Source organism: Thermoanaerobacterium calidifontis (assembly GCF_055381745.1).
In genome coordinates this window covers 866,643-888,581 of the sequence record NZ_AP042436.1, presented here as the reverse complement: position 1 = coordinate 888,581, position 21,939 = coordinate 866,643, and the positions used below count along the sequence as shown (strand labels likewise).

The 21,939-nt window shown below is 35.5% G+C and carries 13 protein-coding genes; 2 read left to right on the top strand and 11 right to left on the bottom strand.

Translation table 11 applies throughout. The features are described from left to right. Positions 1 to 47: 47 nt before the first annotated feature. The 4 genes from ACZ42G_RS04415 to ACZ42G_RS04400 form a co-directional block, all read right to left on the bottom strand. Positions 48 to 3,323, bottom strand: coding sequence for an endo-1,4-beta-xylanase (locus ACZ42G_RS04415; RefSeq protein WP_464851605.1), 3,276 nt, complete (start codon positions 3,321 to 3,323; stop codon positions 48 to 50). A 130-nt stretch (positions 3,324 to 3,453) separates the two neighbouring features. Then, entirely contained in the window at positions 3,454 to 4,359 is a 906-nt protein-coding gene (locus tag ACZ42G_RS04410; protein ID WP_085113010.1) for a carbohydrate ABC transporter permease, read from the bottom strand. Between the two features lie 31 nt (positions 4,360 to 4,390). Beyond that, positions 4,391 to 5,368, bottom strand: coding sequence for an ABC transporter permease (locus tag ACZ42G_RS04405; RefSeq protein ID WP_464851603.1), 978 nt, complete (start codon positions 5,366 to 5,368; stop codon positions 4,391 to 4,393). Positions 5,369 to 5,461: 93 nt separating this feature from the next. Continuing rightward, positions 5,462 to 7,141, bottom strand: coding sequence for an ABC transporter substrate-binding protein (locus ACZ42G_RS04400; RefSeq protein ID WP_274892534.1), 1,680 nt, complete (start codon positions 7,139 to 7,141; stop codon positions 5,462 to 5,464). A gap of 539 nt (positions 7,142 to 7,680) precedes the next feature. Between ACZ42G_RS04400 and ACZ42G_RS04395 the strand changes: the two genes are divergently transcribed. Continuing rightward, positions 7,681 to 9,429: a sensor histidine kinase gene (locus tag ACZ42G_RS04395; protein ID WP_464851602.1), complete on the top strand. Its 1,749-nt coding sequence runs from the start codon at positions 7,681 to 7,683 to the stop codon at positions 9,427 to 9,429. Position 9,430: 1 nt separating this feature from the next. Next, entirely contained in the window at positions 9,431 to 11,038 is a 1,608-nt protein-coding gene (locus tag ACZ42G_RS04390; protein WP_085113013.1) for a response regulator, read from the top strand. A 20-nt stretch (positions 11,039 to 11,058) separates the two neighbouring features. On the opposite strand, the gene ACZ42G_RS04385 is transcribed toward ACZ42G_RS04390, so the two are convergent. The 7 genes from ACZ42G_RS04385 to ACZ42G_RS04355 all read right to left on the bottom strand — a co-directional run bounded on the left by ACZ42G_RS04385 (position 11,059) and on the right by ACZ42G_RS04355 (position 21,847). After that, positions 11,059 to 12,021 carry an acetylxylan esterase gene (locus ACZ42G_RS04385; RefSeq protein ID WP_464851601.1) on the bottom strand — a complete coding sequence of 321 codons (963 nt, stop codon included), beginning with the start codon at positions 12,019 to 12,021 and terminating at the stop codon, positions 11,059 to 11,061. 21 nt (positions 12,022 to 12,042) lie between these two features. Beyond that, positions 12,043 to 13,545 carry a GH39 family glycosyl hydrolase gene (locus ACZ42G_RS04380; RefSeq protein ID WP_464851600.1) on the bottom strand — a complete coding sequence of 501 codons (1,503 nt, stop codon included), beginning with the start codon at positions 13,543 to 13,545 and terminating at the stop codon, positions 12,043 to 12,045. A 17-nt stretch (positions 13,546 to 13,562) separates the two neighbouring features. Then, on the bottom strand, positions 13,563 to 15,605 hold the full coding sequence (locus tag ACZ42G_RS04375; protein WP_464851599.1) for a glycoside hydrolase family 52 protein: 2,043 nt from the start codon (positions 15,603 to 15,605) through the stop codon (positions 13,563 to 13,565). A gap of 30 nt (positions 15,606 to 15,635) precedes the next feature. After that, positions 15,636 to 16,706: a Gfo/Idh/MocA family protein gene (locus ACZ42G_RS04370; protein ID WP_464851598.1), complete on the bottom strand. Its 1,071-nt coding sequence runs from the start codon at positions 16,704 to 16,706 to the stop codon at positions 15,636 to 15,638. Between the two features lie 18 nt (positions 16,707 to 16,724). Beyond that, positions 16,725 to 17,885: a Gfo/Idh/MocA family protein gene (locus tag ACZ42G_RS04365; protein ID WP_274892529.1), complete on the bottom strand. Its 1,161-nt coding sequence runs from the start codon at positions 17,883 to 17,885 to the stop codon at positions 16,725 to 16,727. Positions 17,886 to 17,974: 89 nt separating this feature from the next. Further along, the gene (locus tag ACZ42G_RS04360; protein ID WP_464851597.1) at positions 17,975 to 20,062 is read right to left on the bottom strand and encodes an alpha-glucuronidase family glycosyl hydrolase; all 2,088 of its coding nucleotides are present in this window, start codon (positions 20,060 to 20,062) and stop codon (positions 17,975 to 17,977) included. Positions 20,063 to 20,179: 117 nt separating this feature from the next. Next, entirely contained in the window at positions 20,180 to 21,847 is a 1,668-nt protein-coding gene (locus ACZ42G_RS04355) for an ABC transporter substrate-binding protein (protein WP_274892527.1), read from the bottom strand. Between the last annotated feature and the right edge of the window lie 92 nt (positions 21,848 to 21,939).

Below are 21,939 nucleotides of genomic sequence, written 5' to 3'. Positions count from 1 at the left end.
TACAAAGCAAAAGACAGAAGGAATAATTTTTCCCTCTGTCTTTTTACTTACAGATTATTTGTTTTTTCTAATAAACTGTATACGATAGCCGCTGCTTCTGCTCTCGTGGCATTTCCTTTAGGTGCAAATACGTTGTTGGGCTCTCCATTTACTATTCCTAATTTCGCTGCATTTGCCACTACATTTCTTGCCCAGTCGCTTATGGTTTTGTCGTCGCTAAATGATGTGGCACCTAAGTTTTCTTCTTTGTACTGTGTCAGCATCTCGTATGCTCTCATGGCTATTGCTGTCATCTCTTCTCTTGTTATGCTGTCATTTGGCCTTGCGTTCTTTCCATCACCTTCTATTAATCCTGCTTTGTATGCTGCCTCTATTGCGTTTGCATACCAGTCTCCACTCTTTACATCGCTAAATTCTCCATTGTAGGCTTCTTCTTTTATGTTTAATAGCCTTAGTATCATTGCTGTGAATTCTGCTCTCGTTACTGTCTTGTTTGGTTCATACTGGCTGTCTGTCATCCCTTCTACTATGTGCCTTGATGCTAATACTTCTATTACGTCTTTCGCCCAATTGTCTTTTATGTCATTAAATGTTACACCTTTTTTTAGGACACCAGATGGCTTACCTGTCAGCATCAAGTTTCCAAACCCAGAAGTATCTTGCCATGAATTTCCGCTTGGATCACACCATGTGACAATACCTGTCCTCTTACCATTCTCATCTGCATCATTAACTTGCAAGTCAAATCCTATGACAGTGCCATTTGACGGAGTGATACTCGTCCAAGGGATAGCTTCTTCTACAATATATCCACTTTCTGTAAGGCTAGTTGCCGACTTAAAACCATTTGAATTAGTGCTTGCACCAAAACTCTGTTCATTGTCATAGTTAACTCTAAACTGTCCATCATCACTTTCATAATAAGTTGTTTTATCATTATTCTGATCTACAAAAACTTCTACAGAATCTTGTTCATATGGATTAACACTAGATTTATTCAAATTTGGATCTGTAACAACTGCCAAAACATAAAGGTACTTATCGTCCCACATCATTTTTGCTGTCGCAGTAGCACCATTTGAGCCTAAAACCCATGTATTTGTTGTAATAGGTTCAATATTATTCCAAATATCATCTACTTTGCCATCAATAACAGGAGTACCATATATAGCTGTTGCTATTTGTGCAGATTTTGACAACACTAGATCTCCAAAATACGATGTATTAGTATCTTGACTGTTTGTATAATCATTCCAAACTGTTATTGCATCTATATTGCCACTACCTTCATCATCATTTATTCTAATATCAAATCCAATTTTACTATTGACTGCAGGACTTATATCTTCAATTGGAATGGCTATCTGTGCTACGTATCCATAATTATTAGATGTTACATATTTTGTAATATTTGAACTCCCTGTACCATCCCTTTTAATTGTATAATGTTCATCATCAGTTTCATAAGAAGTGGATTTATTGTCATTCTTGTCTACAAAAATCTCAATACCATCATTATTAGATGGAGTATTATCTGAAATCTGTATTAGTAAATATAAGTTTTTAGTATCCCACATAGATTTAACAGTAGCAGTTGCACCAACAACACCTTTAACATAAGTATTTGCATAAAATGGTTTTACAAGTTTCCAAGAACTATCAATATTTGCTCCAATCGTAGGTGATCCTTCTAAAGCTTTTGCAGATTGAATATCGGGTATAGCTTTGCTTGGATCTACTACTGCCCAAAATGCTGGCTTCGCCTGCAACTTTGAATCAAAAAGCAGTGGAGCATTTGGTTTACTAAGCCAAGTCACATCATCCGAAACTCCCCAAAAAACTACAGCAGTTATATATTGTTTTTCAGCTTTAAATAAATCAAACAATTGTTTATACAATCTCGCTTGTTTAAGCAGTGCTTCATTCGATACATTACCGTTCATATTCATATCTAATTCGGTTACCTGTATTTCCACACCTAATGAAGCAAGTTTTTCTATAGAAGCTTTTATATTGTCTATATTTGAATTTATATTTATGTGCATTTGCATGCCTATTCCACTTATCGGCACACCTTCACTTTTTAACTTTTTCACTAAGTCATACATAGCCTGTGTTTTAACACCATTATTTTCGATGTTGTAATCATTAATAAACAATTTCATAGATGGATCTGCTTCATGCGCATATTCAAAAGCTTTTTCTATATAATCAGGTCCTATAATTTGTAACCACTTAGAATTTCTTAAATTGCCATTGTCATCAATAACCTCATTTACTACATCCCATCCAATTATTGGATTCTGAGAACCATATTTTGTTTTAAAATGGTCTAACACAGTTGTTATGTGAGTTTTTAATCTTTGAAGTAGTAAATCCCTTGAAGCTGGTTTAGACGGATCAGATGGATCCTGGAAAAACCAATCCGGAACCTGATTATGCCAAAGCAATGTATGACCTCTCATCTTCATATTATGTGCTATTGCATAATCAACAATCTTATCAGCATTATCAAAAGTAAAGTTTCCTTCTGTAGGCTGCAAGCTTTCCGGTTTCATGGCATTTTCTGCAACAAGCATATTAAAATGTTTAGCCGTCAATTGAGCATGTGGATCCGTATCATTTAATCTGCTTGGATCAACCGCAACACCGATCGGGAAATAATCTTTGAATGCTGAATATAAATCCGGAATATCATTTTGTATTGTAATTTGATTATTTGAAATTTCACCTATTACAGAAAAATCATCAATGTAAAACTCTAAAGTAGGATTTTGAGATTCTACATAGATGCTAATGCCGCTGTAATCTGCATCAGGTAAAGTAAAATTGCCTTTTATTTCTGTCCATTCGCCTTTATTGACATTAGCAAAATCATCAACTTGTATATAATTATCTTTGTCAGAAGTCGCTTTGACAGTAGCCTTAATTTGCTCTGTATCGTTGCCATCAACAAATTTCACCCAAAAATCCACATTGTATTGCTGCCCTGGAACTATTTTACCAGTCAAATCATAACTAGGTCCATTCCAATTAGCTGTCCTCCCTGTCGTCAATAAGCTATAGTCTCCGCTATGAGCTACTCCATATACTGCTTTAACAACAGATGAACCTGTTCCAACCCATCCAGAAGTATTTCCATTTTCAAAAGTCCCATTTGCAATTACGTTCCCGGTTTCGAAGTCTCCATTAGAAACCAGATTTGTATTATTTGTATTAATATCATCCGCAAATGCTCTTATGTGTGGGAAAAACAATGATGTCCCAAAAATCATTATGAAAACTGTAATAATAGATACAACTTTATTTACAATACTCTTCATTCTTACTTCCTCCCTCATTAAAGTTAATTATTGAAAAATTTATTTACTATCACCTCGCAATTTGCATGACTTTGTCTAAATAAATATTTTTAAATACCCCCTTTCATCATTTATATAAATCAAAAACATATTAACCCTTAACACTGCCAATAGTTAAACCCTTCACAAAATACTTCTGCAAGAATGGATAAACCATCATAATTGGAACAACCGCTACTATCGTCATAGCTGCTCTTATGCTTTCTGGGGTAACTGTATTGGAATTGTTTCTTAGTCCCATATCAAATGATGCTTGCTGTGTAAACTGCTGAGTCGACTGCAAAACTTTCTGCAATTCATACTGTAATGTGCTTAAATTTGGATTCATTGAACAAAAAAGCATTGTATCAAACCATGAATTCCATTGTCCAACTGCAACAAAAAGCGTTATCGTCGCTAATACTGGTACACTAAGTGGAAATATGATAGAAAATATTATTCTTAGTTCGCTTGCACCATCTAATTTCGCTGATTCTACAAGACTAGCTGGTAAACCATCAATATAGCTTCTTACAACCATTATATTCCATGCACTTACTATCCCTGGCAAGATGTAAACCCAAAAATTGTTCATAAGATGTAAATCTCTAATTAGCAAGTAATATGGAATTAAGCCACTTGTAAAATACATTGAATAAGTAAAAATTTTCGAAACGATTCCTCTTAAAACAAAATCCCTTCTGCTTATGGCATATGCGACTATTATGCTTGCAATAACATTTAAAACAGAACCTATGATAGCTCTTAATGCAGAGATTATCGTTGCATTGTAAATCTCAGAATCATTTAAAATTGAAACGTAATTAAAAGTCGTAAATTTCCTTGGAAATAGATAAATTCCACCTCTCACTGTATCTATAGCATCGTTAAATGAAACTGCTAATACATGTACAAATGGATACAGGGTGACTATTATTACAATCGTGAGAATAATGTAATTGATTGTGTCAAATACAATGTCTTCTGTACTCAACCTTATTCTATTATTTCTAGCCACTTTATAACCTCCTGAAATTTTGTAAATTAGATTAAAATGCACTTTCACCACTAAGTGCCTTCGATATTCTATTTGCTAATGTAACCATTGCTAAAGAAACAACTGAGTTAAATATACCGGCTGCTGTCGCAAATGAAAATCTCCCCATTGGTATACCATAATTGTATACATACAATTCCAATGTCTGTGAGTAGTCTATAACCATCGGATTTGATAATAGAAATACTTGTTCAAATCCTGCGTTTAATATCCATCCTGCATTTAATATTAAAAGTATTTTTATGGTTGGCACTATTGATGGTAATGTTATGGAGAAAATCCTTCTTATTCTGCCTGCTCCATCTATACTTGCCGCCTCATATAACTCACTGTCTATGGCAGTCATTGCCGCCAGGTAAATTATTGAATTCCATCCAACTTCTTTCCACATATCTGAAAGCGCCATCAAGGGCCAGAAAAGATGTGGAACTCCTATAAAGTTTATAGACTGCTTTATAATGTGAAATTTTAGAAGTAGTTGATTTATAACTCCATCTGGTGATAAGACATCAAGGACGATACTTGCTGCAACAACCCATGAAACGAAATGAGGCAAATATGATATAGTTTGCACCGTCTTTTTGAATTTCACATTTCTAACTTCATTTATCAGAATCGCCAATGTTATTGAAGAAAAAAATCCAAGAAAATATTTTAAAATACTAATTCCTAACGTATTTCGTATTGATTGATAAAAAGTTGGATCTTCAAACAACATTTTGAAATTTTCAAGTCCGACCCAAGGAGATTGGTTTATTCCAACAGCTGGATTAAAATTTTTAAATGCTATTATCCATCCCCACAACGGCACATAGCTAAATATAATCAGCAATACAAGAAACGGTATTACAATCAATACCAGTTCCTTTTGCTGAGCTAATTTTCTAAAAAACTTCTTTCTCTCGTCTTTTTTATCATTTACCATCTTTTCTTCTGATAAAACTTCTACTCTAGCATCTGTAACAGCCATGTTCAATCCTCCAAATAATATTTTAAGCGTAATGAAGTACGAAAATCGTACTTCATTACAAGATTTTTTAATTATTTTAATTATATTGATTTATTATTTCGCGCCCCAATGCTGTATTCTCCAATCAATTTGCTTCTGGATATATGGCACTTCAAGATCGTAATTGGCTTTCTGCATTTCAGAAACGTACTCTTTCCAAATGCTTTCAAACTGATCTGGTTTTGCTGGTATCATTTGTGCTACATATTTTCTTGTAAGGTCAGATGCTTTTTGGTTTGCAATCTTAATCTGCTGTTCACTATCCGGTATGCTTATATCGTATACAAAGCCATAAGGTGTTTCAATTGGTGGTGCCATCATTTGCGACAAATTGGTTATATTATATGCTTTTAATACTTCTTGTTCGTATGGTTTGTATGAACTTGCTATATATTCTGGAGTATCTTGCGGTGATGCAAAATTGCCATCTGCAAGTTTTTCACCATCATTTGGATGTGGGAAATACCAATATTGTCCGATTCCTTCTTGTTTAGTATAATTGCTATCTTTATATTGAGTTAATTGGTCTGGTGTCATGTACATCTTTCCGTCTTTTACTGAATAATCTTTGCCTTCGATGCCCCAGTTTTCAAGCTTCAAAGCTTCATCGCTGCACATAGCATCTAAGAATTTGAATGCGGCAACAGGATCTTTGCAGCTCTTTGTTATAACAATGCCTGCACTATTTCCTGTCATATTCATGCTGTTATAGTCTTCTTTTGTAACACCATCGAAAGTAACAGGCAAAGCAAAAGGTACTCTGTCATAAAGTTTTTGCTGCTCTAATGAATTAATTGCATTTTGGATATCCCAACGTTGATCGTAAAATCCTAAAACTCTTCCTGATGAAATCAAAGATAGATATGAATCATAATTTCTAGTAAACATCTGCTTGTCAAGTATGCCTTTGTTCCATTCTTCGTTCAACTTTTTATAATAATCATGTGCCCATTGGCTTATTGCAAATGGATGTGCTTTATTGTTTTCATCAACCCATACATCGCCTGTATTTGCATTTCCAGCTAAGTAACTTGGAACACCAGTTAACGTAAATATCTTCCAACTGTCAGTAAGAGCAGTAAATCCTACTACTGGCTGTCCATTATATGTCGGATGCTTTTTAACATAATCTTCGATTATGTTAAAATACTGATCAAGCGTTAATTTCTTAGGCCATCCAGCATCTCTTAAAACCTCTAATGGAAGATAGAAACCTGAATATGGATATAGGTATTGTGCTTTTCTTGCCGGTGTCAAATAATAAATATGTCCATCTTTTGGGTCTCTCATCTTGTTTAAATCTTCCTGAGAATACCATCTTTTAATGTTTGTTCCGTATTTGTCGATCAAATCATCAAGAGGCACTAGATCATTAGCTTCTCTAAAAAGTTCAAATGTGTTATTACTTGCCACAATTAAATCAGGCAAATCGCCACCACTTATCATAAGTGTCGCTTTTGATGTCTCATCTGTGCCAACAAGATAACTTACTTGTAAATTAACACCTGTTAAATCAGAAAGCTTTTTCCAGACAGGTGTCTTTGTATAGTCGTATGGCGTAGCTGTTGATGTATCATAGAAAAGTGTGAATGTCTTCTTTTCTTTAGTATTATTGCTAGATGTGTTTTTGCTTGTATTATTGCTGGTTGTTTTTGTGTTACTGCAGCCTGTCAAGAGAGCTGAGATAACCATTACAATCGTCAGAATTAAAATAAATAATTTTTTCCCTTTCATCATTTCCCCTCCCACAAATATTAAAAAATTTAGAAAATATTGAAGATATCTTTTATAACACACCACCTCCGTATAGTTCAAATATATTTTTTATATATGAGTAGAAAAATATTTTTAAATAATCAAACAAGTGTTTAAATATTTACAACATATCTACCCATATATACCATCATTTTGCACTTAACGTTTACTAGTGTTGTCAAATAAACCTTCGTATTGAATAAAGGAACTTAAAAGAAATTAAATAAAACAAAAGAATATAAAGGAATAAAAATAAATTAGTGTTAATACTTGTTTTTATTTCTAACTCTTACTTATAAGAGAATTATATATCAAAAAATTTTTAAGCAAATAGAATTTTTTTACCTGATTCTTTAATTTTTTTACTTTGTCTAATCAACAAATAAACTGGTTACTTTTTTTCTAAAAATGTGATAAAATATAGATAAAGTATTTTGTTTAAATGTCACAAAAGTGATGTTATATAATTTTATGTCATTCAATGCATTAAAAAAATTAGCTCCAAAGGAGTAAATAAGATGTTTGACAAGGTAATTAAAAAGTTTGGAGATCTAAGTATATCCTCTAAAATAGTGTTGTATTACTTGTTTGTGCTTATTATTTCGATTTCTTTTCTTTCGATTGCATACCAAGAGATAAATAATAATATTACCAGCAACAAGGTTATGCAAGTTTCAAATGAAATTGTCTCTAATATTAATTCCAACATAGAGTCTTTAATAAACACCGTAGACAATCAGTCTAAAATATTAATATCTAGCCAAATTCTGCAGTCAGCATTGGCAAATGGAAATGCAGGCAACTATGCAAGCTATATACAGCCAATGAGCAAATATTTGTCAGATTTTTTAAACTTTAATGACTTTATTTCGTCTATATATATTTTTGACAACTTAGGAAACGAATACTTTGTTGATAATGTCTCTTTTAAAAGCATCAGTTTGTCTACAATAAAGACAGCTAAATGGTATGACAGGCTTGTAAGTTTAAGTGGAAAATATATACTAGAAGCAAATGATGGAAATCTCATAGATCAAAGCAATGGCAATAAAGGATATGTATCATTTATAAGAGTCATAAACGATATAAATAGTCAGAAGCCAGCCGGAATCATGATAATAAATATTTCTGAATCTTATTTGTACAAGTATATAAATAGTTCAATAAATACCTATACGTCTGGCATAATAATAAGAGATGAAAAGGGCAATACAATAATTAAGCCGACAAACATCAGCAAAAATTTAAACAGTGAAATATATACATTCATCAGTCCAAATGGCTCAACAGTTAGAAAGATAGATGGTAAAGTCTATATAATATCAGACTTGAAAAATGACTTCGGCTGGAATATCATCAGCATAACGCCGTTTAATGAACTTAATAGCCAATTTTGGATCTACAACATAATACTTCTTTTTGTCATAGTCATAAACATAGTATTGCTTTTGCTGGGGCTTCTCTTTATATCGCTTTTTATATCACAACCTATAGTAAAGTTAGTAAACTCCATGAAAGGCATAAAAGACGGTAAATTTGAAAAAGTAGACATCGCCACAGGAAACGACGAGATAGGTATGTTAAAAGACGTGTACAACAAGATGATCGATGAAATAAAAAAGCTAATCGGCGATATAATAAATGAGCAGAAGATGAAAAGAAAGCTAGAACTGGAAGTAATGCAATCGCAGATAAAGCCTCATTTCCTGTTTAATTCTTTTGATGCAATAAGTGCGTTGATTTTGATGAATGACACGAAAAACGCCAGTAAAATTGTGAAAGCCTTAGGAAAGTTTTATAGATCTTTTTTGATGAACGGCAATGAAGAAATAACGATAAAAGATGAATTAGAAATAATAGATAATTATCTTACAATTCAAAAGATACGCTTTGGCAATAAATTTGACGTTATAAAAGAAATTGACGATAGAACATTGCCTTATAAAATACCTAAGCTGATACTTCAGCCTTTAGTAGAAAATGCATTAAACCACGGCGTAAGAGGAAAAGACGGGCAAGGCATAATAACAATAAAATCTCTTTACGCTTCAAATCAAATAACCCTTATTGTCTCTGACAATGGAAAAGGCATGAGTGAAAAAAAGCTAAGGGAAATAGAATCTGGTCAATCAAAAGGAGTTGGGCTAAGATCTACAATTGAAAGGCTAAAAATCTACTACAATTACAACGATGTTGTGAAGATTCAAAGTAAACCAGACGAAGGAACAACTATTGTAATAACTATTCCAATAAATGAGGAGGACTAAGATGTCTGAAAATAACATTAAGGTATTTATAATAGATGATGAATATTTGGAAAGAAGTCTTTTGAAGCAATGCATAAATTGGGAATCGTTAGGAATGGAGATTGTGGGAGAAGCTTCAAATGCAAATGAAGGCATAAAATTAATCGATGAATTAAAACCAGATATCGTCTTTACCGATATAAAAATGCCCGGTATAGACGGCATCGAATTTAGTGAATTTATTTTAAAGAGACACCCATCATTAATAATTATAGTCCTTACAGGCTACAATGATTTTAATTACGCTCAAAAATCTGTAAAATTAGGTATCTTTGATTTTTTGCTTAAACCTATTGACGAAAATGAAGTCTTAAACACAGTAAAAAAAGTGAAATCGTACATTGAAGAAAAGAAAAAAGAAAAGAGAGAACTTGAAGATTTAAAAAAGCAATTATATGAAAACCTACCTTATCTAAGAGAGCGTTTTTTGAATGAGCTGATTACTAGTAATTTATCTGAAAATTCAATAAATGAAAAGCTTGATTTCTTTAAATTTCACTTTAAAAATGGAAATTTTCAAATTGCTGCAATAGAAATCGTAAATTCAACGAACATGAGTGAAGAATCTCGCTTGATTCAAAATTTTAAAGTCAGTAACTATATCAAAAGCTATTTCAAAAAGTTAAAAAATATCATTGTATTCTCTGACCAGATGAATAGAATCGTCATCCTAAGCAACGATGAGAAGATAGATCTATATAAAATTTGCATGCGTCTTAAAAACAAAATAAATAAAGAGCTTGATTGTACTTTAAATATCGGCATCGGCAACATAAAAGAACACATCGGCGAAATTAGAACGTCCTACATGGAAGCCATCGATGCATTAAATTATCACATTGCAGTTGGAAATAACAATATAATACATTATAGAGATGTCCAATTTAAAGAAAGTAAATCGGAAAGCGACACAATGCATCTTTTAAATGAATTAAAATTTTATCTGAAATCCGGATTAGAAGACGATGCGATAAATACTGTAAAAGAAGTTTTTTCTTTGATCGATGTTAAAAGTGAAAACGCACTTAAGTTAATACACGTAAGTGCATTAAACATTATTTCGGTCTGTTTCTCAGTCTCTCTCGAATTAAAAGAGAATTTTGACGATATATATTTATCCGAAATAAACACCTACAACAAGATAGTGAATATAGAGACGCTGCCTGAGATGGTAGAATTCTTATCGTCCATAGTAATAAACACAATAAAGGCTGTCAATAAAGAACAGATTAGCAACATAAACAATTTGATTGATGATGTTAAAAAGTTCATAGATGAAAATCTTAGCGACAGCAATTTGTCACTATCATTCGTAGCAAAGCATTTTTATTTAAATCCCAGCTATTTAAGCCGGACATTCAAAAAGGAAACAGGCATAAACTTCATAGAATACTTGACAAATAAGCGAATGGAAAAGGCAATAAGCCTTATTAAAGAGAAGAACATGAAGTCATTTGAAATCGCCAATGCCGTAGGCATACAAGACCCAAACTACTTCTCATCGTGTTTTAAAAAATACACAGGCTTAAACGTAAGCGAATATAAAAAATTGATAAAAAATACAATTTAAGGAGATGCATAAGCATCTCCTTATGAATTTATCTCCAATATAAACTGCATCGCTAAATCTCCAAACCCTCTCATAGGCTCATGCCCATAATCAGGATACACTTTTATATCCTTTTTTGATTTTATGTTATTGTAGGCTGCAAAAACAGTAGACGGTGGACACACCTGATCCATAAGTCCAACGCACATTAAGACGTCGCCTTTTATCCTTTTTGCAAGATTTTTAACGTCTATATATCCAAGCTTAGTAAATACTTCATTCTCCCTTTCATGCCTTGGATCAAAAAGCCTAAAATAGTCTGTAATCTCTTGGTATGCGTTTTTTGCAAGGTCTAAATCCCATACTCTTTTATAATCAGATAAGAAAGGATATTCAGATACTACCTTGCGTATCCTTGGCTCCAATGCAGCACATGCCAACGACAAACCTCCACCCTGAGAAGGTCCCATGACTGCAACCCTATCTTCATCAACTTCTGGCATGTCCATAATTATTCCAGCCAATTGAGCAGTATCTAAGAAAATATGCCTAAAAAGCATATTGTCAGCATCATCGTCTAACCCTCTTATAATATGCCCATTTAGAGTATTTCCCTTTACACCGCCTACATCTTGAGACTGCCCTCCTTGACCTCTTGCGTCCATAGCCACAACAGTAAAACCTGCCGCCACATAATTTAATTTGTCATTCCAGTCACCTGAATTTGATGAATATCCATGAAATCTTATCAGCGCTGGATGCTTTCCTTCTGTCTTAGGCTTTATATACTTTGCATGGATTCTTGCACCACGCACACCTGTAAAGTACAAATCGTAGCACTCTGCAAAAGGCACTTGAAAGCTACTTTTTTTGAGTTCAATCTTAGGATCAATTGACCTCATCTCATCTAAAGCCCTCTCCCAATACTCGTCGAAATCTTCAGGGCATGGATTTGTACCAGTGTATTCTTTTAGTTTTTGCAATGGCATGTCAAAAAGCCCCATATCGATCCCTCCAAATGCATTTCAATATCCATTTATCTTGCTGTCATCAAGTCCTATATATGTGCTTGATTCGTCAATCCTTTCTGTCAACTCATACAGCACAACCGCATTTTTCCCTAATTTAAACTTTAGATTTAAGCATCCGTCATTGGTAACAGCATAACTTGTCATTATCTCCGGCTTTGCAATTTCTCTAAGCGTATTTATCTCTTTTTTGCTGGGATACCTTGGTCTACCCATGTGTATCCACGTCCCCCATGGATTGCCATGTTCTTCATCTATTAACTGCCTCTTAATAAATACGTCTCTAAATCCAACTGGTACCTCAATTTCATATTCTTTATCTGGATTTTCAGTCTTATCCATAACTTCATTCCACGCTATAAGTGCGACAGAGCCATCATCTCTCCTCGTCACAAGCATGTGCTCATCCCTATAAAGCATTTCTTCTCCCATGGCATTAAAGAATTTAAATGTGTAAAAGGTAGGTTTTGGTATCATATTCAATGCCACAAGTCCAAATCCTCCATGAAACTGTGATCTGGGCACATCTCTTTCTTCGAAAACGTCGCTAAACGTCCAGTAAGAGAATGAATCGACATAATCTCCGCCTTCGCTTAAAATCCTGGCAATATAGGCAGCATTAAATGGCGTATCGTGTACAGGATTTTGAGGGCTGTAAGATGTATTGTATTCTGTTATGTGAAATGGAAGGTTCGGAAAATGTGAGTTTCTTATGATCTCTCTCACTGTTTTAAATTCATTTAGCATGTATTCTGATGGCATAATCTCTTGATATATAAGGTGTGGCGTATATTCACCTTGTTTGGATGTATACGCATGTCGCGACACAAAATCTACAGGAACATTTTCTTCATAGCAGAAATTCAAAAAGTCTTCTATCCAATAGTCAGCACCACCGCATATAACAGGTCCTCCGACTTGCAAATTCTCATTTACTTCTTTTATCGCCTTTGCAGTAACCTTGTACAGCTTAAAATACTCCTTCTCATCAGCATCCTTCCAAAATCCTTTTAAGTTTGGCTCATTCCATATTTCAAATGGCCATTTTACCACTTCGTCTATGCCATACCTTGATATGAAATGCGAAACAACAGCTTTTATAAGGTTTTCCCACTTTTCATAATCCTTGGGAGGGGTAACATTACCCTCCCAATAAAAAACTGTCTGTGTACCAGATGCTAATCTTTTAGGCATAAATCCGATTTCCACAAATGGCCTTATACCCATTTCTAAAAATGAGTCGAAAATCCTATCTATATAAGTAAAATTGTAAAAAGGCTTTATTTCATCGCCTACCACATCTTCTCTGTATATTCCTACATCGTCACACAAAAGGCCATGTCCTCTTATATACTTAAAATCTATGTTTTCTTTCACAAATTTTAATGTATCAACGTACTCCTTTTGAAGTGCAAGGCCAAGCCTGCCTGTCCCTACGCAATATCTCCACCTATCAGAAAACTTCTTATTAGAGAAATCTGGTACTTTCACTTTAATCATGCTAAGACCCCCAAAGTCTATTTCATCCACAATACACTTGTTACAAGTCTCGGATACAAGCGACTTCCTCTTGGCGTACCTGTATCGCTGTTTACTTGATCTGTTGCGCAATCTTCACTGCAAGACACCTGTTGCCACATTGCGTGTACCCTATCCCACTCAATTTCTTTATCGCCAAAGTCTATATTAAGCACATCTTTTATCACATATTGACACAAGAAAATTTTGCTGTTCCATGTATTCTTGCTGGTTGACGAAAGCTTCCAACCGCCAGACACTTCATCTATGCATATACCTGGCTTCATAATCGTCATTACATGCTTCTTTAAAATTTTTATAAGCTCGCCAAATACACCATCTTCACTTACAAAGTCAGTATATCCTACAACATATGGATATACCAATGCTTCTACAGCAGGTATTATTCTGGATGTATTGCCTTTTTCAAACACTGCAGGTATATACTGATTGTCTTCGTCAAATTTTCCGACGATAGTATTGGCAGCCTGTTTTGCCTTTTCTAAAGCTTTTTCTGCCTTTTCACCAAGATCATTTTCTTTAAACAAGCCGTGTAACATCACGTAAGCTGCCCATGTCTTTACCCCAAGGTATAGATTATTTCTCGCTTGTCCTAAGCTTTCGTCAAGGCTATCGTAAGTCGTTATTTCCGATCCTGTCTCGCACCTTGAACTATCAACATCCATTATACCATCATTATTTTTATCTCTTGCCACAAGAGAATCGAAACAATCTTCAAATACCCCAATGTTTTTCTTTAACCATTCTTTATCATTCATTTTTATTGCATAGACAGAACCTGTCAAAACCCAATTCAAAAGCTCCTCATGTGCCATGTAGCTGAAACACCCAGTCAGATTTGGAAGCTCATACGATGAATAACCTTCTTTGAAAAAACCATCTGCAACGCCCATATCATGCGTAAATGCAAGACCTGCTTGATCTCTGTAACTGTACTTTTCATAGTACAGATCCAATGTATTTGTAATCGTCCAAGGATGGAACTTCATTTCCCAGAAAACATGGTCAACTGTCAAATCAAACGTATTTATCATAATGTATTCGCCTTCGTTTACCACCCAAAGAGGTGTACCATCATCCCTCTTTAAAAGTTCTGTGCTGGCATAATAACTGTGGGCTGCATGTGCCAACAAAAACTGCCTGTATTCATTTAAGCCACTTTTCTTAAGCTCTTCGTCTCTTTCTCTCGCTAAGTTTAAGTAATAATCTTGATTGTCCAGTCCAAATGATAATACTTCTTCCAGCGACTTGAAAACAGATGTATAGTAAAATTCAGTATCGATTCCTGTCGTGATGACGCCGCTTTGATACGTTGCCAATGCCACAGTATATGTCCTTTTCTCCCCTCTAGGTACTTTAAATATCAAAGATGGTGCTCTGCCAAGCCCATGATTTTGATAGTTGTCATTTGCCCATGAAGTCAAAATATCAAGCCTTGAAAGCTCTCTTACATCATCGCTCTTTTTGACAGCAAAACCGTATTTTCTACCGTACACTCCTCCCAAGTACTTTCCATCCGTAAGCTCGGATAATATCCTTTTTGGGCCTTCAAAGCCAAATATCATCTCAACGTCCTTATCGCTTCCAGTGTTGTCCATCGTCAACTGTATAAAAATCACAGGTGCCAGTGCAAGTTTCTTTTCGTCTTCATTCATCAAAGAAGGATCTTTTACGTATCCAAACGGAGTAATGATAGAAAATTTAAAATCTCCCGCTGTCCAAGTATCTGATGCCCAACCTAACTCTCTCTCTATCTCATCTTCGCCAAAGACTTTTATATTCTTTTCTTTCTTGCTTGTAGAGACTTCTCCTGTAAACTCCTCTTCTGCATTCTTTGTATCATCTTTAATAAATGGCAATAAGCTTATAACACCATCTCTTTTGTATCCAATGTAGACATTGTTTTCAGGCGGCCGAACATCATTTAATACGACGCCGCCACCTTTACCGCATTTACCAATTACAAAACTTGAGAAAGCACCAAATGCGCTGTGGTGCGCATAAAAAGATTTACTTATCATTTAAAACACCTCTTCTTAAGATTATAAATTTCATTCAACCTTTATAGCTTTTGTTTGAGCTTCTAACGCCAACTCTATAGCTTTAAAAATGTGCTCCTGCGTCATGGCATTTTCCGTCCTGTTTAATGAGTCCAGTATCAAGTCACCAAAGAAAGGAAATCCTACCTTCCCCTTTACATCTATCAAAAATTCACCATCTTTGTTTACTAAGTACACATGATCTGGAGCATTTTCTCTGGCAACATCGATATACTTTCTTAGCTCTATGTAGCCTTCTGTGCCTAATATAAACAGCCTTCCATCGCCCCATGTGCCAAGTCCCTCAGGTGTAAACCAATCAAGCCTGAAATAGCCTGTTGCACCATTATCTCCAATTAGCGTTACGTCGCCAAAATCTTCAAATGTAGGATATTGCTTGTGATTGTAATTTGCTACTTTTGATGATTGGACTTTTGCGTCTTTTGCACCTGTATAATACAAAAACTGCTCTATCTGATGACTGCCTATGTCACATAGTATGCCTCCAAATTTGTCTTTTTCGTAAAACCAATCTGGCCTTCCTTTTCCTTCTCTGTGTGGTCCCATCCCTAATACTTGTATTACTCTGCCTATTGCTCCTTTTTCTATTAACTGTCCAGCATAAACTGATGCTTCATTGTGAAGCCTCTCTCCATAGTACACGGCATATTTTTTATTTGTCTTTTTGACTTTTTCTTTTGCTTTTTCTAATTGCTGCCATGTCGTCATTGGAGGTTTATCTGCAAAGTAGTCTTTTCCTGCATCCATTGCTTTTAATCCTATGTCACATCTTTCTGATGGTATTGCTGCACTTGCTACTAATCTTACTTCACTGTCCATCAGTATTTCATCTTCACTGCGAGCTTTTTTAGCAGTAGGAAATGCTTTTATGAATTTTTCTACTTTCTCTGGATCTTTGTCGTAGACCCACTTTACTTCAGCACCAGCTTCTACTAGTCCTTTTGTCATGCCATATATGTGCCCATGATCTAATCCAATGGCTGCAAATTTAAATTCTCCTTCACTGCAGACTTTTTTAGCTTTGCTTTCAGGCATATAGTACATACCGTTTTCTTTGCTCATTTGGTGTTCCTCCTTTATTTACTTTATTTCCCTTCCAAATGTTATGCGTTCGTCGTTGAAATTTTCTACAAACGTTTTTTTCTCATAAAAATGAGGCACTCTTGCCATTATGCCATCTACTGTATAGAATGGATCATCTTTTTCAAGTGGCAATTTGACAGCTTCTTTTGTTGTAGCTGCTTTGTATATGGCAGTTATAAGCTCTATAGCATTTCTTCCATCGCTACCACTTACCAAGATTTCATGGTTTGATTCTAACGCTTTTAATACATCGTCAATCTGTGGAGTGTGCCCGCTGTACTTTGTCACATCAAGACTGTCGTAGTATCTTTGTATTTTCTTTTCCAGTTCTTCGTCTTCTCCAGATGGAAAACCATTACTGGATGCTGTAGATGCATATACTTTCCATGGCACTGATATCCTGGCCTTTTTCCCTTGAAGCACAATTTGTTGCTCTTCTCCATGATGAACAACTGAACTGGTTATCTGGGCTAATGCATTGCTTTTGTACTTAAGTATGGCTATTGATATGTCTTCAACTTCGGCGTTATCATGTGCCACATTGCTCATTACAGCCTGCACTTCTTCAGGCATCCCCAAAAGCCATATAAGCATGTCTATATGGTGTATTGCATGATTTAGTGTGCAACCACCACCTTCTTTTTCCCATGTGCCTCTCCACCACAGATCGTAGTATGAATGACCTCTCCACCAAAATGAGTCAACTTGTGCATGTACTATATCCCCCGCTAAGCCTGACTCTACGATCTTTTTTAGTTTCATGAATTGAGTCCTGAAGCGATTCTGCGCTATTACTGAAAGAAGCTTTTTGTTTTTCCTTGATGCCTCAATCATCCTGTCGCATTCTTCTAATGATGATGCCATCGGTTTTTCTACGATTACATTCTTTCCAGCATTTAAACTTTCCACTGCAATGACTGCATGTGTATAAGGTGGCGTGCATATGTCCACCAGATCAATATCTTCTCTTTTCAATATTTCTTTGTAATCGCTGTACAAAGTGGCATCATCTAAGCCAAACCGCTTCTTTTTTTCATAAGCTTTGTCTTCGTAGATATCGGCTATGGCGACGATCTTACACCTGTCTTTAAACTCTAAAAAGCCTTGTATGTGGGCAGATGAAATATTACCTGCCCCAATTATGGCTATATTAATCATAATAAACTTCCTCCAATCAATCAACTAAGTTATTAATCTAAATTTTTCGATTTTCACTGTATTTCTGCCTCAATCTCCCTCTAAAGCAGCTATTCATAAATTTTCCTTCCATATTCATCTTTTATTCCAGTCTTCCTGTAAAAATAAGTGTTTACAACATCTCTCCACTCTTTAGCATCAACTACCTGTATGTCAAACTTCTCTAACACAACTTCATATACCTCATCGTCTATTTTCCCTTTCAATTTTATCCAAGCATCCCTCATTTTTTCTGCTCGCTCTACACCTTCAAAATGTGTATCGTATATGTGTTGGATAACCGTCTTACCTGATTTTAGCTTGTGGCCGTAAGGCACATGGTGGAAAAATAGCAAAAGCTCATCAGGACATGTATCAATATTTTCGTACATCTTTGCAACAGGCTCTTTGTACTGGGCTGTGTAACCTGTACCTGTTGCTACAGTCCTATCGACGCCTATACCCCTAAAATCTGCATAATGATACGTGCCCCAATGAGAATACTCATATCCGTCAACATTAGGGCCGTAATGATGGCCTGGGTTTACCATCCATCCTATCCCAAGAGGGCTTGTGTATTCCTCATATATCTCTCTCGATTCCAAAAGCATCGGTACGACTGTATTCAAAACATCTTCATCACATCCAAATGTAAGTCTCACCCATTCCTCAGCAATCTCTCTTGATGAAAGATCTGGACTCCACGCAAGCCTTCCAAAGCCATAAAGATTTGATTGCGCAAGAGGATGTCCTGTCCAGCACTCACTATCTCCTACATTTGCCACCCCCACAATTCCACCGTGCTTTGAACCAAACAAGCTGCCGCTTACGACTTTCTTTACAAACGAGCCTTCTCCTTTCGCAAATGTATCAAAGTCTAAAGCTTCCTTCCAAAGTGGCACAAGGTAACATAAATGTTTCTGTTGTCCAGTGTACTCTTGAGTAATCTGAAACTCCATAAAAACATTTGTCTTCTCCATTGCACCAAATAATGGTGTAATCGGTTCTCTGATTTGAAAATCCATCGGTCCATTTTTAACTTGCAAAACCACGTTATCCATAAATTTCCCATCTAATGGCTTGAAATTGTCATAGGCAGCTTTTGCTCTGTCTGTAGAGCGGTCTCTCCAGTCCACCATGCAGTTGTATACAAAAGTCCTCCAAATGACAATGCCGCCATAGGGTTTTAGTGCTTCAGCCAACATATTTGCACCATCGGCGTGATTACGGCCATATGTGAATGGTCCAGGTCTAAACTCTGAATCAGCCTTCACCAAAAATCCACCGAAGTCAGGAATATAACTGTATATTTTTGATGTCACATCTTTCCACCACTTCTTAACTTCATCGTCAAGCGGATCTGCGGTAGAAAGACCACCTATCTCGACTGGGGAAGCAAAATTTATGCTTAAGTACGTCTTTATGCCGTAATCTCTAAATACATCTGCTATCTTCGCCACATCAGGCAAAAATTCATCTGTAATAAGCTTAGTCTCTTGTTGATGAACATTGACATTATTTATTACGACTCCATTTACTGCAATAGACGCAAGTAGCCTTGCATAATCTTTTATCCTGGAAAGGTCTTGGACTATGCAATTATCTTTAAAGAAGATAGATTTTCCCGCATATCCTCTTTCAATATTGCCATCCATATTATCCCAATGATTTAATATCCTAAAATCATTTTGAGGATTGTCAATGCACGATGCATCTTCCAGATTTTTACCGCTAAATATAGATCTTATGAGGTGAAAAACACCATATAAAACGCCTTTTTCGCTTCCACCGATTATAGACAGTACATTGTGATTATCCTTTTTTACAACATTTAATGCAAAGCCTTCACTCTTAAGTTCTCTTTCTAAATCCACTTTTAATCCTTCTGCCTTAAAATCATCCAGTGTGCCTATAAAAATGCAATTTGACTTTGGTATATTTTCGATTATTTCTATGTCGACATCTTTAATATTCGATAAAGCTTTTTTTAGCTCATTAACCGCATTACTAATAATCCTATTATTGCCTTTAACAACAATATATTTAAAATAATCCTCATATCCATCAGGCACTTTTTCATCGCAAAGTTCATACCTAAGCCAACAGTCATACATTCTGCCAACAAATTTCTTATCGCTAATCATAATATCACTCTCCACAAGTCAATTATATAATATAATACCATTATTTTGAACATTTAATCAAATTTACCTTACTAACATTTTTCCCTTTGAAGGCGTAAGCCATCAAAGGGAAAATAGAATAAACATCATCCATTATTTGTTTTTGCTGCTTTTGTATACATCGTTTGTAAGTTTAACTAATTGATCTACACCTTTAGCATTGACCTGTTGTACATAGCTATTCCAGTCTTTGTCGATAGATGCAACACCTGTTATGAATTTCAACATCATCTGTTCTACATAGTCAGAAATTGGCTGGCTAAGCATATTAGCTTGCTCTCTCTGGCTTTCAGTAAACGGCACAGGCGGTGCAACTGGTAACAGTTTTCTTTGAGTATTCACTTGGTTTTCAAAATTTGCTACTTCTGGAGTCATCATTGATTCAGCAAGATCTTTTGGTCCACCATACAATAAGCAGAACACACCACCAGAAAAGCCGTAATCCTTCTGCAGATTCTTTGTACCACTTGGGTTCAGATTCATATAATTTACGTCAGGCATAAGCTGGAACTTGCCATTGACTTTCTGATACGTTACGCCTTCAACGCCCCACTTTGTAAGGGTCTCACCTGCTTCGCTGTACCACAACCAGTCTACGAACTTAAGAAGTTGTGGGAAGTTTGGATCGTCTTTAGCTTTTGCTGAAATCATTATACCGTTTTCAAGACGGTTGCCTGCAATAACTCCACCTTTCGGTCCTGCCAATGGCAAAATCTGTGTCACTTTAAAGTTACCTTTTCCTAATGTCTGATTCATCTGATTGATCATATTCTGGATTTCCTGCGTATTTGTCATGATGACAAATGACTTACCTGTTACAAACTTCTGTACTGCTTGATCGTCTGTCTGTGTGAAGCTGGCTGGATCAAGAAGCCCTTCTTTTACAAGTCTATTGAAGTACGTCAATGTATCCTTGTATTCTTGTGAAGTTGGATAGAATTCCCAATCATCCTTTGCGCTGTTGTACAAAACAGTTGAAGTCTGTGTCCAATCAAATAGTCCATCGCTACCTGCAATCGGCACACCAAATGTCGGCAGTGCTTCACCTATTAAAGCTTTACCTTGCCATCTATCTGACAATGGATATGTGTTCGGATATATCTCTTTTAATTTTTTCAATGCTGATTCCAATTCATCCCATGTGTTTGGAATCGGTATATTGTTTTTCTCAAATATATCTTGTCTTATTGCCAACGAGTACTGCATTGTATAAGTTTGATGCAACATTGGCAAAACGTAGAACTTTCCGTCAGCTTGCTTTAATGAATTGATGTCATTTTGAAGTCCCCATTCTTTTACTTCTCTTGAGAAATTAGGCATTTGATTTATATAGTCGCTTATAGGAAGTATAGCACCTGATGAAACAAATGGTATTTCTTGCCCGGGATATGTCTTTGGTATTATCTCTGGCGCCTGTCCTGAGCTAATAAGAAGGCTTCTCTTTTGAGCATAATCGCTCATTGGCACTATAGTAAGCTTTAGCGTGACATTAGTAGCATCTTTTATGGCTTTCCACAAAAGCCAGTCTGATTTATAAGGATAATTTGGATGGTCGCTATACAGCATTGTAAATTCCAATGGCTTATCTGATTTAAAATGTAAGTTTTGTGGATCGTTATTATTTGTGGCAGTCTGAGTTTGTTTGCTTGTATTGTTGCTGCTGGATGAAGAATTTTTATTTCCGCAGCCTGATAGCAAAACACCTACAGCCAAAACTACAACTAGCAAAAACGACAACAATCTTTTTGCATTTTTACTCATATGAAATATCCTCCTCTTAATTAATTAAATCAAAAGCTTATGATTATAAAAATTTATTTTTTATGTGACCACCACCTCCTTAAAAATCATCT

Coding starts and splice junctions, on each gene's coding strand:
- ACZ42G_RS04415 (WP_464851605.1), bottom strand. CDS start 3,323: ATGAAGAGTATTGTAAATAAAGTTGTATCTATTATTACAGTTTTCATA.
- ACZ42G_RS04405 (WP_464851603.1), bottom strand. CDS start 5,368: ATGGCTGTTACAGATGCTAGAGTAGAAGTTTTATCAGAAGAAAAGATG.
- ACZ42G_RS04400 (WP_274892534.1), bottom strand. CDS start 7,141: ATGAAAGGGAAAAAATTATTTATTTTAATTCTGACGATTGTAATGGTT.
- ACZ42G_RS04395 (WP_464851602.1), top strand. CDS start 7,681: ATGTTTGACAAGGTAATTAAAAAGTTTGGAGATCTAAGTATATCCTCT.
- ACZ42G_RS04390 (WP_085113013.1), top strand. CDS start 9,431: ATGTCTGAAAATAACATTAAGGTATTTATAATAGATGATGAATATTTG.
- ACZ42G_RS04385 (WP_464851601.1), bottom strand. CDS start 12,021: ATGGGGCTTTTTGACATGCCATTGCAAAAACTAAAAGAATACACTGGT.
- ACZ42G_RS04380 (WP_464851600.1), bottom strand. CDS start 13,545: ATGATTAAAGTGAAAGTACCAGATTTCTCTAATAAGAAGTTTTCTGAT.
- ACZ42G_RS04375 (WP_464851599.1), bottom strand. CDS start 15,605: ATGATAAGTAAATCTTTTTATGCGCACCACAGCGCATTTGGTGCTTTC.
- ACZ42G_RS04370 (WP_464851598.1), bottom strand. CDS start 16,706: ATGAGCAAAGAAAACGGTATGTACTATATGCCTGAAAGCAAAGCTAAA.
- ACZ42G_RS04365 (WP_274892529.1), bottom strand. CDS start 17,885: ATGATTAATATAGCCATAATTGGGGCAGGTAATATTTCATCTGCCCAC.
- ACZ42G_RS04355 (WP_274892527.1), bottom strand. CDS start 21,847: ATGAGTAAAAATGCAAAAAGATTGTTGTCGTTTTTGCTAGTTGTAGTT.